General features: G+C 38.4%; 15 protein-coding genes and 2 pseudogenes. 5 read left to right on the top strand and 12 right to left on the bottom strand.

Annotated features, from left to right (window positions below; genetic code table 11):
- Positions 1-73: 73 nt before the first annotated feature.
- Positions 74-292: a hypothetical protein gene (locus tag KZC02_RS33225; RefSeq protein WP_409014280.1), complete on the bottom strand. Its 219-nt coding sequence runs from the start codon at positions 290-292 to the stop codon at positions 74-76.
- Positions 277-1211, bottom strand: a pseudogene (locus KZC02_RS31470) (methylmalonyl-CoA mutase family protein). Before KZC02_RS31470 ends, KZC02_RS33225 begins: the two are co-directional and overlap by 16 nt.
- Positions 1212-1703: 492 nt before the next feature.
- Here KZC02_RS31470 and dnaA point away from each other — a divergent pair.
- Positions 1704-3164: a chromosomal replication initiator protein DnaA gene (gene dnaA / locus KZC02_RS05130; protein WP_229254451.1), complete on the top strand. Its 1461-nt coding sequence runs from the start codon at positions 1704-1706 to the stop codon at positions 3162-3164.
- 76 nt (positions 3165-3240) lie between these two features.
- A complete protein-coding gene (locus tag KZC02_RS05125) occupies positions 3241-4221 on the top strand; it encodes a GNAT family N-acetyltransferase (protein ID WP_221393129.1) in 981 nt (326 codons plus the stop codon).
- Here the strand turns inward: KZC02_RS05125 and KZC02_RS05120 are convergent.
- Genes KZC02_RS05120 through KZC02_RS32810 form a run of 3 tightly spaced genes read right to left on the bottom strand, consistent with a single transcriptional unit; the run spans position 4208 to position 6053 of the window.
- On the bottom strand, positions 4208-4999 hold the full coding sequence (locus KZC02_RS05120; protein ID WP_221393128.1) for a DUF3108 domain-containing protein: 792 nt from the start codon (positions 4997-4999) through the stop codon (positions 4208-4210). The two genes, KZC02_RS05125 and KZC02_RS05120, sit on opposite strands and share 14 nt — an antisense overlap.
- Before the next feature lie 15 nt (positions 5000-5014).
- Positions 5015-5773 (bottom strand): aminopeptidase, encoded by a 759-nt coding sequence (locus tag KZC02_RS05115; protein ID WP_310590406.1) that lies wholly within the window; start codon positions 5771-5773, stop codon positions 5015-5017.
- 34 nt (positions 5774-5807) lie between these two features.
- Positions 5808-6053, bottom strand: coding sequence for an aminopeptidase (locus KZC02_RS32810; RefSeq protein WP_310590405.1), 246 nt, complete (start codon positions 6051-6053; stop codon positions 5808-5810).
- A gap of 458 nt (positions 6054-6511) precedes the next feature.
- Between KZC02_RS32810 and recA the strand changes: the two genes are divergently transcribed.
- Complete coding sequence (gene recA / locus KZC02_RS05110; protein WP_221393127.1) at positions 6512-7582, top strand: recombinase RecA; 1071 nt, start codon at positions 6512-6514, stop codon at positions 7580-7582.
- Between the two features lie 73 nt (positions 7583-7655).
- On the opposite strand, the gene KZC02_RS05105 is transcribed toward recA, so the two are convergent.
- The 6 genes and pseudogenes from KZC02_RS05105 to KZC02_RS05080 all read right to left on the bottom strand — a co-directional run bounded on the left by KZC02_RS05105 (position 7656) and on the right by KZC02_RS05080 (position 15106).
- On the bottom strand, positions 7656-9188 hold the full coding sequence (locus KZC02_RS05105) for a sigma 54-interacting transcriptional regulator (protein WP_221393126.1): 1533 nt from the start codon (positions 9186-9188) through the stop codon (positions 7656-7658).
- A gap of 15 nt (positions 9189-9203) precedes the next feature.
- Positions 9204-10775, bottom strand: coding sequence for a ribonuclease Y (rny, locus tag KZC02_RS05100; RefSeq protein WP_221393125.1), 1572 nt, complete (start codon positions 10773-10775; stop codon positions 9204-9206).
- A gap of 164 nt (positions 10776-10939) precedes the next feature.
- On the bottom strand, positions 10940-11251 hold the full coding sequence (locus KZC02_RS05095) for a cell division protein ZapA (protein WP_221393124.1): 312 nt from the start codon (positions 11249-11251) through the stop codon (positions 10940-10942).
- Positions 11248-11592 (bottom strand): hypothetical protein, encoded by a 345-nt coding sequence (locus tag KZC02_RS05090; RefSeq protein WP_221393123.1) that lies wholly within the window; start codon positions 11590-11592, stop codon positions 11248-11250. The genes KZC02_RS05095 and KZC02_RS05090 overlap by 4 nt, the downstream gene beginning before the upstream one ends.
- Positions 11593-11743: 151 nt before the next feature.
- A pseudogene (pheT, locus tag KZC02_RS05085) lies at positions 11744-14159 on the bottom strand (phenylalanine--tRNA ligase subunit beta).
- 302 nt (positions 14160-14461) lie between these two features.
- Entirely contained in the window at positions 14462-15106 is a 645-nt protein-coding gene (locus tag KZC02_RS05080) for a DUF1684 domain-containing protein (RefSeq protein ID WP_221393122.1), read from the bottom strand.
- 187 nt (positions 15107-15293) lie between these two features.
- On the opposite strand from KZC02_RS05080, the gene KZC02_RS05075 reads away from it, so the two are divergent.
- On the top strand, positions 15294-15671 hold the full coding sequence (locus KZC02_RS05075; protein ID WP_221393121.1) for a response regulator: 378 nt from the start codon (positions 15294-15296) through the stop codon (positions 15669-15671).
- A 13-nt stretch (positions 15672-15684) separates the two neighbouring features.
- Here the strand turns inward: KZC02_RS05075 and KZC02_RS32440 are convergent, their stop codons facing one another.
- Positions 15685-15819 (bottom strand): hypothetical protein, encoded by a 135-nt coding sequence (locus KZC02_RS32440; protein ID WP_255637260.1) that lies wholly within the window; start codon positions 15817-15819, stop codon positions 15685-15687.
- Between KZC02_RS32440 and KZC02_RS05070 the strand changes: the two genes are divergently transcribed.
- Positions 15788-16438 (top strand): MBL fold metallo-hydrolase, encoded by a 651-nt coding sequence (locus KZC02_RS05070; protein ID WP_229254450.1) that lies wholly within the window; start codon positions 15788-15790, stop codon positions 16436-16438. The genes KZC02_RS32440 and KZC02_RS05070 overlap by 32 nt on opposite strands.
- The last annotated feature ends 39 nt before the right edge of the window (positions 16439-16477 follow it).

Raw genomic sequence — 16477 nt, 5'->3', positions numbered from 1 at the left:
CTAAATAAAATGGCGCTGGTAAGCTTAATTGTCAATATCTAACATTGTTATATTATTTTGTATTGTTAGGACGTTATTGATGCATACTGATTTTTGATTCATTCCAGCTCTCAGACAGGTTTCTGTCGGGTAAAGTCCGAAGCTGATTTACTGCATTTTTAGCATAATCACCTGACACAGCTTTTTGAATTGGTGTTTCATCCGAACAATATTTATTGACGCCAATTATTATCCGATCATCATTTAGAGAATTAAGTTTCTCAATCCATGCTTTTTCTATTTCCTCCTGAATAATCCCGTTTTCAAATGCAGGAATAATTCCCCCTTTTTTTCTAATTGAAGAAACAATTCCCAGGCGGCATCTGCTAATTTCAATGTAAGATTTTCAATGAAATAAGAACCGGCGGACGGATCTGCAACCTGGTTTACATAGCTTTCACCGGATATGATCAAGGAAACATTTCGGGCAATGCGTTCCGAGAAATGATTTGGTTCAGCAAAAGTATGATTAAATGGTTTTACAGTTAAAGCGTTACAACCTGCTACAACAGCGCTCATAGCCTCAGATGTTGAACGGCTCATGTTGTTATGTGGTAGTTGTTCAGTGTTAAGAAAGGAAGAAGTACAAGTGTGGACAAATGCGTGGCAAAGATTGTCTGGTAACTGATACGCACGGCTAACCTTTTGGTAAAGAAATCGAAATGCCCTCAATTTGGCAATTTCAGTCAGATAATCTGTTCCAATAGAAATTGAAAAAAGAAGCGGTTTATGGCCTGTAAAGGAGATATGCCGGCGTCAGTAAGAACATCTAAATAAGTTACCATCACTGCCGTCATATATGCAAGCTCCTGCACCGGAGTTGCACCCGCATTGTGGTAAACATGACTTTCTACCATAACGGGAAAAAATTCATGCATATTTTTTGTCTTTTTTGACAATGCTGAAATTTCATGGAAAGCGTTACGGTAATCCTGCCCCGACCGCATCCAGTTTGCAACAGGATCGTATGCAATGCCTCCTTTAATATAATATCCTGCACCTTTTGAAATCAGGTCAAAAATAATATTTCCGTTTTGTTCAGTTTCAAAATAAACCGGTGTGTCACTTAATCTTACACCATGAAGTAGTTTTTGAAATTCACATTTAGCAGGTTCTATATTTTTAATATCCAGCAGAATGCCTTGTGCACCATTGGATAAGGCATTGATCATTTTTGAATTAACTGATGCAGAATTACTCCATTTGATCATGGGGATATTCAGCCAGCCAGGTGATTTTTTTTGACAGTTTTGTATGTCTTTAACCTGAATCCAATCCAAATCTTCCAATGTTAGATATGGCTCTGCATATTCTGTGCCCGTAATTTTGATATTTTTAAGCTCATCAACAGATCCTTTCAATTCTTTTTCAGCCTGCCTTTTCCAGGAGGTTTTATTGGAAGGAGAAAATTCTGAAAATATATTTTCGGACATAATCTGCAAAGTGTTGATGTGACCTTTATAAATCTAAGCGTATCTTAGCAAAACTACAAATTTGAATTTACATAATTGAAGCACTAAGCAATATGAATTGTCGACTTACCGATGGCTGAATATTGAAATAGATTTAGTGTTTGGCTTGGTTATCATTGAGGTTGGTATTAAATTGAATATTGGTTTCGCCTGCACAGATCAGGTATTTTTATATCTTTGCCGTCCCATTTGATTTTTGACATTCTGACTTCGGGTTATTTTACATTGGAAAGAGTAAGCACATACAGAGAAGTAGACCAAATTTGGGACGCATGCCTGAGGGTAATTCAGCAGCATATACCTGAGCAAAGCTTTAAGACGTGGTTTGAACCCATACGTCCGTTAAAGCTTTATGGTAAAGTGCTTACTATACAAGTTCCCAGCCAGTTTTTTTACGAATGGCTGGAAGATAATTACGTGAATCTTCTGAGAAAAGCCCTGGATTATGCCATTGGCCGTGACGGGCTTCTGGAATATTCTATCATCGTTGACAAAGGAAATGATAAACATCAGCCTTTGACAATGAATGTTTCTACCCAGAAGTCGCCTAATGCATCTAAACCTGACAATTTTTCTACTGATCCCCGTTTAGTTCCTACTATAAAGTTAAAAGACCACGATTCGATGAATCTGGATACTTATCTGAACCCGAACTATTCATTTGATAATTTTATTGAAGGGGATTGTAACCGTTTGGCTAGATCGGCCGGATTTGCTGTTGCCCAACGCCCCGGACTTACTTCTTTCAATCCGCTGATGATGTATGGTGGTGTTGGTTTAGGGAAAACACATTTGGTTCAGGCCATCGGAAACTACATCATGAACCATTTTGATAACAAACTGGTGCTGTATGTATCGTCGGAAAAGTTTACCAATCAGTTCATAAATTCTATCAAAAACAATACGTTGCAGGACTTCAACGACTTTTACATGAAAGTGGATGTCCTGGCAATTGATGACGTACAGTTTTTGTCAGGAAAGGAAAAGACACAGGACACTTTCTTCCATATTTTTAATCACCTGCATCAGCTCGGCAAGCAAATTATCATGACGAGTGACCGTCCGCCCCGAGAACTTGTAGGATTGCAGGATAGGTTGCTTTCCCGTTTTAAATGGGGGCTTACTGCTGATCTCCAAACACCGGATTTCGAGACCCGTATTGCTATCATTCAAAAGAAAATTCAGTCAGAAGGAATTTCGATTGATTACGATGTGATCGAATACGTTGCACATAGTGTAAATTCCAACGTTAGAGAGCTTGAAGGTGTAATTGTATCACTTATGGCACAGGCTTCCTTAACAAGGCGGGAAATCGACGTAGAACTTGCGAAAAGTACATTGCGCAATATTGTAATGAATGAAGATAAGGAAGTCACTATTGATACGATTCAGGAAGTGATTGCAGATTATTTTCAGGTAACAATCGCAGATCTTAAAAGTAAAAGCAGGAAGAAAGAAGTGGTTTATCCCCGGCAGCTTGCTATGTTTCTGGCAAAAGAATATACAGAACTACCTTTAAAATCAATAGGTTATCATTTTGGAGGTCGCGATCATAGTACCGTTATCCATTCAATTCAAAGCATTAATCTTCTGATGGACGAAACGCCGGACGTGGAAGAAACACTGCAGAAATTGCGTAGTTATTTTAAATAGAAACAAAAGACATTTCTTCCTTAAAGTTGATTGACGCATTCCTTGAACTCAATACTGTAAACTAGTTTCTACTTCCTTGACCCCTGTTCTGCTAACTCGTTCTCAGATAAATGACCGGCAATGGGATGAACTGATAACCTGCTCTCGGCAAAGTATTATCTATGGATTTAGCTGGTACCTGGATATAGTTTGTGAAGAATGGAATGCGATAGTCTGGCCGGCGGATGATGATTTTCAGATTGTAATGCCTCTTCCAATCAGGAATAAGTGTTATATTAATGTCATCCAGCAACCTTTCTTTTGTCAGTACCTTGGGATATTTTCCAGGAATGAGCTTACCGAACAGCAAACAATTGATTTTCTAACAATTCTTTCCAGTCACTTTTCCTACATCTCGACATACAGCTTCCATCCGCATAATCATTCAGTGATTCTGGCTGTTTTACCCAAGTTTCCTGCTCTCAATTTTAAATTAAATCATACTTATTGGCTTTCACTGAATAATTCCATTGAAGTAATTCAAAACGGATATAATACAGATAGGAAATCAAATCTTAGGAAAGCGGGCGAATTTATATGGACGATGGAACGAAGTGAAGATTTATTACCATTGATTGAATTATTTGAGAAACATCATGCACACAGAATCAGAAGTGGTGTAAGTTCTCAGGCATATCAAATTCTAACAGTGTTAACTCAGAAGTTAATTTCTAAAAATTATGCTGAAATCTGGTATGCAGTTTCAGATGGTGTTATTCATGCCGGGGCATTGTTTGTCAAGAGAGGCAGTAAAGCAGTTTACTTATTTAATGCGGCTGATGAAATAGGGCGAAAGGGAAATGGCAGAACTTATCTTTTGAATAAATTCTTCGAAAGAAACGCCGGAAGTAATATGCATTTTGATTTTGAAAGCCCTGAAATAGATTCTGTTTCTGATTTTTATAAAAGTTTTGGTGGGGAAACGAAGCCTTTCTTTGAAATTCAAAAAAATGATCTCCCGTTTCCATTGAAGCAAATCCAGCATTTTCGAAAAAACCTTTTGCTTAAAACCAGATAAGATCTTTCCGCAATCCTTTATACGATTTTATATCCATTTCCAAAGATCCTATAACTAACTCTACCTTCACTTTCAGGGGGATTTTATTGGCATCATCCGAAACCCAAAGACGCATGGCACCTTCACCTTTAAATAGCTTATTATCGGGAATAAGCGGATTTAATCGTAAAACCCTTGTTTTGCCGAATTTAGTTTTGATCACGTCCTTTCCTACATACCGGATTTTTAATTTGTAAATTTCTCCATCAAAAAATGTAGGTACTTCTATTACCTCACCTTCTGTTATTTTATCAAAATTGAGCGTACGTAAGAAGAAATAACCACTAACGATGTCATGTATATTATTAGGAACGTTGTAAGTTTTTGACTCATCTTTTTTGCTCGAAACGGCCTGATCCCTGTCATGGTTAAATACAGTTGTCTCTTCTTTTCTGTATTTATTCTCCTGTACGCTCTGGTAAAAAGCATGTGGAAGGATAGCGGACGTATCAATATAGGAACGCCAGGTATCGCGAACTCTGGTTATTAGATCAAACGGGCCGACAGTGCGTCCATAAACATTTATTTTATAACATGGCCTGTTGTTGACCATGGTGATTTTTTTATCTACTTCTACTTTCGCTTCAGCGGCATTAATAAACCCATAGTGAACCCGGTATTCAACCTTTTCGCCAAATCCGAAACTTCTGTTAGGAACAACTCTGTGCAATTCAAATTGTTTAAAAGAAATAAAGAGAATAACTGATACGACAATTAATGAGATGAGTATTTTGTTCATGCCAAATATTTATAATTACAGAGAAGAGTATTTTTGTTTCAAATAACCTAGGTATTTCTTAAAATCTCTGCCAAACCGGGTTTCATACTCATTTCGAAAAATGTTTTGTTTTGATTTATAAGTCTGATAACTGATAAAAAAGGCATTGTTAGGTAATGGATGGTTATGCCAGTAGCTGTTGGCTTTCAACGTTTTTTTATTGCCCAGAAGTGTGTCTGCATCATTAAGAATTTTTAAAATTCTACTTTTCTTCAATGAATCTTTTCCCGGTTCCGGTTTCATACTATTTCCAAAAGTGCTGTATAAGCTATCCATTTTACCTATTCCTCTAAGTATATGCTGCGAATAAGCATCGTTATATTTCTTTGAATATTCGTATATACGTAATTCTTTTGATTCAGGACCATATTTTTGCTTCAAAAAACGGATAGCTCCCAAATCCCCGACAAAGCTTGCGAGATTTTCATTTAGTTCGAGGTTATTTTTTACAAAAAGTGTTCCATGCGTCAGTTCGTGCAGAATCAGATTGGCCAGGCTTCCTTCTTTTCGTCGCAGCATACTGGATAAGATAGGATCTTTCAGATAACCCAGGGTTGACCACGCTGATACTTCGCCGATATCAGTGTCGTATCCGTTTTGTATTAATACTTTCTCTTCTCTTACTGCTCTTGTAGAGTCAAAATAACCTTTGTAGGGAAATGTTCCTACAATTGGAAATTGCCATTGATAGGCTTTAATACGATATCGGTCCGATGCGGTTATGACCCAAATCAACGGTTTCCCATGCTGATTGTAGAAGGTAGTATAGTTATCTGGAAGGAGTCAATCCTAATGAGTCAACACCGAATTTCTTTATTTCTTCAATCAAACGAACCCGTGCTTTAAGCGAATCCGGGAAAGCAGGATCACTTAACACTTCCTGAACCTCCTGCACATTTAATAATATACCGATTTGCCCTCTTGCCTGCATCCATCCATAGCTTACCAAATCGCGGTAGTAGAGTCCTGATATCAGTAGGATGATTACAACTGCAAGCAATATTTTTTTTAACACACTACCCTTGGTTTATCTGCTGTTACTTAAACAAATGTATTGCATGTTTTAATATTTACATATAGTTTAAATCAATATTCAATGCTGCACCAGGAATTGTTTCGGGAATGGATATTATGTAATACCACACAGAAATGATGGAATTACCTTATGTAACTAAAATGTTTATGGGACAACCTGATAACCAGGTTGTTTTTGTTTTAAATTATTATTGTTAAATTTTCGATTTCAGTAACAAATAATTGATATTATTTGTATCAATTATTTGTTACTGAAATTATCTTTTAGTATTTTTGTATTACTTTAATCAGGTAGAAAGGCAGGCATCGAATCAAAAAGGATGTCTTTCAAATGTATCTGAAAAAGGTTAAATTTACATATCAACCAGAAGCAGTTATATTTGGTTCTGGCTATTATTTAACACTATTTTTGTACAAATCAACTACTTTTCTTATAGTATGGCAGCAGCAACAACAACCGATAAGGACAACAAGTTAAAGGCACTTCAGACTACGCTCGAGAAACTGGACAAAACTTACGGTAAAGGAACAGTAATGCGCTTGAGTGATACCAAGGTATTGGATATCCCTGTTATTTCAACAGGATCACTTGGATTGGATCTGGCTCTTGGGGTAGGAGGTTTACCTCGTGGCCGTGTCGTTGAAATTTATGGCCCTGAATCATCTGGTAAAACCACTTTGTCTATGCATTGCATTGCCGAAGCGCAAAAGAGAGGCGGACTTGCAGCATTTATTGACGCAGAACACGCATTTGACAGGGCTTACGCAGAAAAATTAGGTATTGATACAAGTAACCTTTTGATATCCCAGCCAGATAGTGGTGAGCAGGCACTTGAAATTACTGAGCATCTTATAAGCAGTGGTGCAGTGGATATTATTGTGATTGACTCTGTGGCTGCTTTAGTACCACGTGCGGAATTGGAAGGCGAAATGGGAGATAGCAAAATGGGTCTTCAGGCTCGTTTGATGTCACAGGCATTACGTAAACTAACAGGTGTGATCAGTAAAACAGGATGTTGCTGTATCTTTATCAACCAGCTTCGTGAAAAAATCGGTGTAATGTTTGGTAATCCTGAAACTACAACTGGTGGTAATGCATTGAAATATTATGCATCTGTAAGGCTTGATATTCGCCGAGTTGGACAAATTAAGGAAAGTGCAGATGCTATTCTTGGTAACCGTACTCGTGTGAAGGTTGTTAAAAATAAGGTGGCCCCTCCGTTCAAAGTTGTAGAGTTTGATATTATGTATGGTGAAGGGATCTCCAAAGTTGGTGAAATTATTGACCTTGCAGTTGAGCTTGAAATCGTTAAGAAAGCGGGTTCATGGTTCAGCTATGACGGTAATCGTTTAGGACAGGGACGTGATGCAGTAAAAGCACTTATTAAAGATAATCCTGAGCTAATGGATGAACTGGAAGCAAAAGTACGCGGGAAGGTAAATAATGAACCGGATTTGCTGATTGATACAAGTGAGCCGAACATCAAAGATGAAGGCGAAGCAGAATAAATTCAGAAATAGAATAAATGTAAAATGCCACTGAATTTCAGTGGCATTTTACATTTGTAAGATATTTTATTTATTAAAATGGCTTTGTATCATCATCGTCATCAAAGTCATAATCTTCGTCTCCCGGCCCAGAGAACATACTGCTTACCAAATCCTGAAACTTCATACCCTGATCCAAAGATTGTTTTCCAATCAAAGAGAATTCGGCCATGCCGTGCAGTGCAAATTCCATCATAAACAGTTTTTCATTTTCACTGCTATATGCACTAAGCATATCAACAAAATCATCCAGACCGTCGATGGTTTTTAGCCTGGCCGCATATTCACGATCAGTCATATCGCCGATCATTTCCATTTCGTTTCCACCGCCAAACCATTCTATAACTTTGGCGTACGGATTAATTTTGCTCTTTTTAGACTTTTCCGGATCAGGGAAAAAGTTTAGAAACTGCGTGCGAATTGCTTTTCCGATCAGATTTTGAGCAACAATTACAGGTCCCTCAACTTCTCCTTCATATACAAGCTCGACTTTACCGCAAATGGAGGAAACGACTCCGTATAAATCCGAAATCCGTACATAGGTCGATTCTTCCGAATTAATTAAAGATCTTCTTTCAGCAGTACTTAACAGGCTTTCATATGCAGAAATAGTTAACCGTGCAGAAACGCCGCTTTTACTGTCTACATATTCACTTTCTCTCGCTTCAAACGCAATTTGTTCAATCAGCGTTTTGATGAGTTCATTGACAACAATAGCTTCTTTTTGTTCTTTTTTAACGTCCGCTTCCTGTTCTGTAATTCTTTTGCCTGTTTCGATCGTTTTGGGATAATGTGTTACGATCTGGCTTTCAATACGGTCTTTCAATGGTGTTACAATACTTCCGCGATTGGTATAATCTTCCGGATTGGCCGTAAAGATAAACTGAATATCCAAAGGTAAACGAAGCTTAAATCCACGGATCTGAATATCGCCTTCCTGCAAAATATTAAATAAAGCAACCTGGATACGTGCCTGAAGATCGGGAAGCTCATTGATAACAAATATTCCTCTGTGTGAACGTGGAATCAATCCATAATGAATAACTCGTTCGTCTGAGTACGGTAATTTTAAAGTGGCAGCTTTAATAGGATCTACATCACCAATCAGATCGGCAACAGAAACATCGGGAGTAGCAAGTTTTTCGGTGTATCTTTCATCCCGGTGCAGCCATTCAATAATCGTATTGTCTCCGTATTGCTCAAGAATATCTTTTGAATACCTCGTTAATGGAAGCAATGGATCATCATGTAATTCTGAGCCTTTGATGTACGGAATGTACTCGTCCAGCAGATTTACCATCATCCTTGCAATCCTGGTTTTTGCTTGTCCCCGAAGCCCGAGAAAATTGATATTGTGCATGGATAATATTGCACGTTCAACGTCAGGAATTACTGTTTCTTCGTAACCCCAAATGCCCGGAAATATATTTTGCTTGTTTTTAATCTTTTCTATCAGGTTGTCACGCAACTCCTGTTTAATGGAACGAGATTCATAACCTGCTTTTTTTAGTTCGCCAAGAGATTGTATATGCAACAGCTCTGAACTTGTAAGCTTTGAGTATGTCATTGATATTTGTTTGGGTTATCTCGCATATGCGACTGAACGCATTTCACGGATAACAGTGATTTTTATCTGTCCGGGATATTGCATTTCTTTTTCTATTTTCTGGGAAATGTCAAAAGAAAGCATTCCTGCTTTTTCATCCGATACATTGTCTGCATCAATAATCACACGTAATTCTCTTCCCGCCTGTATCGCATAGCATTTTTCAACGCCATCAAAGGACAAAGCCATAGCCTCAAGGTCACGCAAACGTCGAATATACGACTCCATCATTTCACGGCGCGCTCCGGGACGTGAGCCTGAAATTGCATCACAAACCTGAATGATGGGCGAGAGCATACTGGTCATTTCGATTTCATCGTGGTGAGCCCCGATCGCATTGCAGACTTCCGGATTTTCCTTGTATTTTTTAGCAAGTTCCATCCCAAGAATAGCATGCGGCAGATCAGATTCTTCGGGCCACACTTTACCAATATCGTGTAATAAACCAGCCCGTTTAGCCAGTTTTGTATTTAACCCCAATTCGGCTGCCATAGTTGCACAAAGCTTTGCTACTTCACGCGAATGCTGTAACAAATTCTGTCCGTAAGATGAACGGAAACGCATACGGCCAATCATTTTTACGAGCTCAGGATGTAATCCGTGTATGCCCATGTCAATGACTGTACGTTCTCCGATTTCTACAATTTCGTCGTCAATATTCTTACGGGTTTTGGCTACAACTTCTTCAATACGAGCCGGATGGATACGACCATCCTGTACAAGACGGTGTAGTGCAAGGCGAGCTATTTCACGTCTTACCGGATCAAATCCTGATATTACAATTGCTTCCGGTGTATCATCAACAATGATCTCAACTCCTGTTGCAGCTTCAAGGGCACGTATGTTCCGGCCTTCCCGTCCAATGATCTTGCCTTTGATATCATCATTTTCAATGTTAAAAACTGATACACAGTTTTCAATGGCATGTTCAGCAGCGGTCCGCTGAATGGTTTCAATTACGATTTTTTTGGCTTCTTTAGTTGCAGTTAATCTGGCTTCTTCCATGGCACTTTTTACATAAGAGCCAGCTCTTGTATCTGCTTCGGCTTTTAATGCATCTACGAGTTGTTCACGTGCCTGGTCTGCCGTAAGATTAGCAATTTTTTCAAGTTGGGCTACCTGTTGTTGCAATGCCTTTTCGGCATCTTCACGCTTTTTAGTAGCCGTTTCAAGCTGCTGCGACAGATTAGTTTTCAGCGCATCCAGCTCGTTTTCCTTACGCTTATTCTGCTCAACTGTCTGATTTAGTGTTTGCTCGCGTTGTTTAAGCTTTTGCTCGTTAGTTTGAAGGATCACTCTTTTTTTGTTCGCGTCTTCTTCAAACTCTGTTTTAAGGCGTAAATACTTTTCTTTTGCTTCTAGAATACGGTCTTTTTTGATATTTTCAGCGGAAAGTTCCGCGTTGCGAAGAATATCAGCAGCGCGTTCCTGGGCCTCTTTTTCTTTTTGATCGTAAGACTTCCGAAAAATATATTTACCTGCGAATATCCCTACACCAACAGCAATAATGCTGGATAAGAGGACAATGAAAATGGATGAATCTGGCATTTTATGTAATGTTTACAAATAGTTGGGTTTGGCCGACTACCTGAGCGTTAAATGCCGAAAGTTTTATCGCTGAACGATTTTAAAAAGACTGATTTTCAGACCAAAGATTAATTAGATTTTATTAAGCTTTACAAAATATGGTTTATTCTGAACAATACACTTGCTTAGCTTTCAATTGCATTGGTAACAGCGGTATCAAGTTTATCTATTCTTTCCTGAAATGCCTCAACCAACCCATCCATCTGTTCACGAATTCGCTGTAATGCAACCATGCATTCAATGGCAGTAAGGCCAATTGCCTCAATATCATCGTATCCGTTTGTCTTTGATTTATGCTGCTTTACGCGTTGCATGAAATGCTCATAACCTTCCCTGTAATATTTTTCCTGATCAGCCGGTACACTCAGCTTGAAACCCCTGTCTAACAGTTTTATAAAGACAGAGACATCAGGATTAGGTATATTATGTTTTTTCATAAGGTATCTTCAAGCATTTCTATGCACTTATCGATCTCTTGTATATATCGTTCAACTGAATCTTTCAGTTCGGCTAATCCGCCCGTTGGTGTCAGTTTACTGGAGACAATTTTAGCGAAACTTTTAGACTTATTAAAGTCTTTTTCTAAAGTACTGTATTTTTTCTTTGTTTCCTTAGCTTCTTCCTTTAGTTTAATGTTCGATAAGCGGAGTTCAGCATTTTCACGCTGCAATTCTGAGACTGACCAACTTAGATTCTCTTTTGTATTGATCAAAATTTCCAATTTTCTTTCCAAATCGGTCAATTTAAGCTCTATTGAACGTGAACTGCTTCTTTCCATTTATCTGTCCTGCGTTTTTAGTGTGAGTACTAAATCTTGCTTTTTTATTAAAAAATTATTTTAAAATGAAATAGAAAACACTTATTTAAGATATTCCTGGATTTTTGGAATTAGTACATTTCAAATACTAACGGCAGATCCTGTTCATTTTTTACTTTCTGATCACGGCATTTAATTCTCTTTCATACGTAGAAATCAGCCTCGACATGGATTTGTCGATTACTTTGTCGGTAAGAGTTTGCTGATCGTCCTGTAAAACAAAGCTGATAGAATAAGATTTTCTTCCTTCCAGATTTGCACCTTCATACACATCAAATACATTTACTGAACGGAGCAGCTGCTTTTCCGTTTTGTACGCGATCTGACGCAATTCTTCAAAAGTGATTTTTTTGTCAACTACCAGAGAAAGATCTCTTCTTACCTCAGGAAATTTAGAGACTTCATTAAATTTAACCGCTGAACTGTATTGTTTAAGAATATACTCCCAGTCAAAATCTGCATAAAAAACTGATGCTTTAATGTCTGTTTTCTTAGCAATTAAAGGCTTTAATAAACCAAATGTAACAACTGGCTTACGATTTAAAGTGAGAGTCTGGCCATATTGAAAAATAGTAGCGGCAGCATCCTGTTTTTCCACATTCCGCACTTTCATTGAAGATAATATCTGGTTTACCATTGCTGCAAGATCATGAAATGTTACTTCACGGGACTTTTCCAGCCAGCTTTCTTCTTGAATATTACCCGAAAGAAATACAGATAATCTTTCTTTTTCTACGTATTTACCTTCAATCTGATGGTAAGTTTTTCCAAATTCAAACAATTTGAGATCACGCTGACGTCGGTTGCTATTGTAAGCAATTACCTCTAAGCCGGAAAATAATAAGGTCTGGCGCATCACAGAAAGGTCCTCGCTCAGATAGTTCAGGATTTTCACCGAAGTTGCAACCGCTTCTTCTCCCAAATATTCCTGGTATTCAGGTTTTGTAAGAGAGTTGTTAATCATCTCATTGAAGCCATTAGCTGCCAATAGTTCTGAAACTCTCATACGCAGCTTTTCAGGATCATTAACCGGGAAATCGGAAATGTAATCCGAGCTTAGTGCAGCGGATAATTCAACCTGACTGAATCCATAAATGCGTAGGATTTCTTCGATCACATCGGCTTCGCGCTGCACATCCACGCGATACGGAGGTACCACCGCCGTAAAACCTTTTTCATCACGATCTTCAATAGAAATATCCAAATCCAGAAGGATCGTTTCAATCCGGGTTTTCTCAATTGACTTACCTATAAGCCTGTCAATATTCCGATAGCTCATTTTAACCCGGAAATCTTCAGCCGGAGCTGGATAAATATCAGTAATGTCGGACGATACATCACCACCGGCCACTTCCTGAATTAATAATGCCGCTCTTTTTAACGCATATAACGGCATGTTAGGGTCTGTTCCACGTTCGAAGCGGAAAGAAGAATCCGTCTTAAAGAGAAAAACGCTGGGCAGTACGACGCACCCAAACAGGTGAAAAGTAAGCTGATTCCAAAAATATAGCAGTTGTTTCAGCCGTAACGCCAGAATCAAATCCACCAAATACACCAGCAATGCACATGGGGTTTTCAGTATTGCAAATCATCAGGTCAGCATCAGTCAGTTTTCTGTCCAGACTATCCAGGGTTTTAAAAACGGTACCAGCGGTAACAGTCCTGACTACAACCTCGTTTCCGATAATTTTTGCAGCATCGAAAGCATGCATCGGTTGCCCCAGCTCATGGCATATATAATTGGTAACATCGACAATATTATTGATAGAACGAATGCCGATTGTTTGCAATTTAAGTTTCAGCCATTCCGGCGAATTACCAACCTTTAAGCCTGAAATTGTTAATCCGGCGTATCTTGGGCAGGCTTCATCGTTTTCAACCCGCACCTGAATGGGAAGTGCCTGATTGTCGATTTTAAAATTATCAACTGATGGTAAATTTATTGCACGTCCTAATACGGCTTTCAGGTCCCTGGCTACACCAAAATGCGAAGCGGCGTCTGCCCGGTTTGGAGTCAAACCGATTTCAATTAAATAATCAGAAGAAATACCAAAATATTCGGACGCCGGAGTTCCGTTTGGCAGAGTCGTTTCCAATACCAAAATGCCATCGTGAGAAGAGCCAAGCCCCAATTCGTCTTCGGCACAAATCATACCTTCCGACAAAGCACCCCTGATTTTTGATTTCTTTAATACCAAAGGCTGATCACTTCCGGTAGGGTATAACACAGAACCAACCAAAGCAACTACTACTTTTTGCCCGGCTGCAACATTAGCCGCTCCGCAGACTATGGCAAGTGGCTGTTCAAGTCCAACATCAACAGTGGTGACTTTCAGGCGGTCTGCTTCTGGATGTTTTTCACAAGTAAGGACTTCACCAATTACAACACCATTTAATCCACCTTTGATGGATTCAATTTCTTCAATATTTTCGACTTCCAATCCGGTAGCAGTCAGTAAATTGCCAATCTCCTCCGGAGTTTCTGTAATTTCAATTAATTCTTTTAACCACTTATAAGAAATTTTCATGCGGGTATTTTAAAATTCAGAAAGCAGCGAAAAATAGCAGGACGATACCTTTTAATAACTTCGCTTTTCCTATAGATAAGATATTATTACGGTGATAATTACTTTTTGTACTCACTTAACACAAATTCTTCGGAAGAAGTTAAACCATAAGTAACCTATGTACTCTCTGTGTTAATTTTCTTATTTTACTTTTCGTGAAACTTTACAAAATTAGTGATTTAAGTTTGATGAGCACGGAAAGGGTTGAATTAGCAAAAACTTTTTGTTTCGTTCAAACTAAGTTTCTAGTAACATAAATATTATTAGTGCGAACCATCTTCGGTTTGTTCACCTGCCCAAATAGCGATTGGAAGCGTATTTTCCGATGGTGGTACCGGACAGGCATAAGTAGGCTGATAAGCGCAGTATGGATTATATGCGTTATTAAAATCCAGAACAACCGTATTGTTTTTGATTTCGGAAACCGGATAATCCAGATACCTACCGCCGCCATATGTTTCCTGACCATTGGTTTCATCTTTGAAAAGAACGGATATTACTCCTTCGTTTTTAAGTAAAAGCAATTTATGGGCCTTCCCATTGATGGTGAAATTCGCATAGCCATAACGCTCGTATTTTTCGGAAGTGCTGTCAGTGTATCTGATAACCAATTCTTTATCATCCTTTGTATATGGAGTTATGTTTGCTTTTACCCGGAATTCTGGGTTTACTTTAAAATAATGCAGCCCATGAAAATTTTCTTTATCCGTAATAGGTGAATCCGGCCCGTTTCTGAAAAGCTCATCTTTTGCCGTTCGTTCTTTGGTTATTTTGGCGATATATTGTTCCGGATTGGTTGAGGCAAGATCCTGATCTTGGGATTTGGAAAAATTTTCAATAAAAAAATAGGTCAGGACTGCGATCAGCATCAGAATTGTGCTCCATCGGATTACTTTATTTTTAAACATAGCAGTTCGGTGAATTGATAAAAGAATTGCAAACTTACATCTGAAACGCATGTTTGAAAATGTATAGGATGTTTATTTACTTTTTTATGATAATTTTGGCACTTCAACGCATCCTGATTTGTATTGCTGATTGAAATATGCATAAATTGACCTTACTAATTATTAAACACAATATTTGATTCATCATATGTCATACACAAAGCGAGTACTCATTGCCGAAGACAGTTCAGTAATTCAAAATCTGGCAAGGAAGATTCTGGAATTTCAGCACTATGAAATTACTTCCGTGAAAAATGGAGAACAAGTGTTACAACTTCTTGAAAAAGAAGATTTTGATATAATATTATTGGATATCAACATGCCTGTAATGGATGGTATGGAATGTGCAAAAAGCATCCGTAAACTTGCAGACGTTAAAAAAGCTAAAACGCCAATTGTAGCGATAACAGGTAATGCGAAAAATTATTCAGACGAAGATTTTAAAGCAGCAGGCTTTGATGATGCGCTTATGAAACCATTAAATTTCGACCGTCTTGTTGAGGTGGTCGCGCATTTGACAGAATAATCTCGAATGAAGATTACTTTTTAGGAACCGGCACATCACAAGGAATACCCGTTATTGCTTGTGATTGTGCCGTTTGCCGTTCTACCGATCCACGCGACAAAAGATTACGTACATCAATCTGGATACAGGTTGACGGGAAATCATTCATTATTGATACTGGTCCTGATTTTCGTCAGCAAATGCTTCGTGCTCATGTACGTGAAGTGGATGCTGCTATTTTTACCCATCAGCATAAGGATCATACTGCAGGGTTGGATGACATCCGTGCCTTTAATCACCGGCAGCAGATTGATATTCCTCTTTATGGCCGGCAGGAGGTTTTGGATCAGATCAAAATTGAATTTGCTTATGCTTTCAGCGAACACCGTTATCCCGGTGTGCCACATTTTGAATTGCATGCTATTGAAAACAAGCCTTTTGATATTGAAGGGGTAACATTTATTCCTATTGAGGTAATGCATTACAAACTCCGTGTATATGGCTACCGTGTCGGAGATTTCACTTACATAACAGACACGAGTTACATTTCGGATGATGAGCAGGAAAAGATTAAGGGGTCAAAAGTCCTGGTGTTGGATACTCTGCAAAAAGAACCACATTTATCTCATTTAACCTTATCTCAATCGCTTGCCCTGATTGAAAAATTAAACATCCCGAAAGCTTATCTGACACATATGAGCCATAGATTAGGTAAACATGCAGATATTGAAAACGAATTGCCTGCACATGTAAGACTGGCTTACGACTGGTTGGTAGTAGAGTTATAAATACAACCTATTTTAAGGGAACTAAGGGAAAATACGAAC

This window comes from Dyadobacter sp. NIV53 (genome assembly GCF_019711195.1).
In the GTDB taxonomy this organism is placed as follows: domain Bacteria; phylum Bacteroidota; class Bacteroidia; order Cytophagales; family Spirosomataceae; genus Dyadobacter.
Note: the sequence above shows the minus strand (reverse complement) of the source record. Positions and strands in the feature narration are given on the sequence as shown.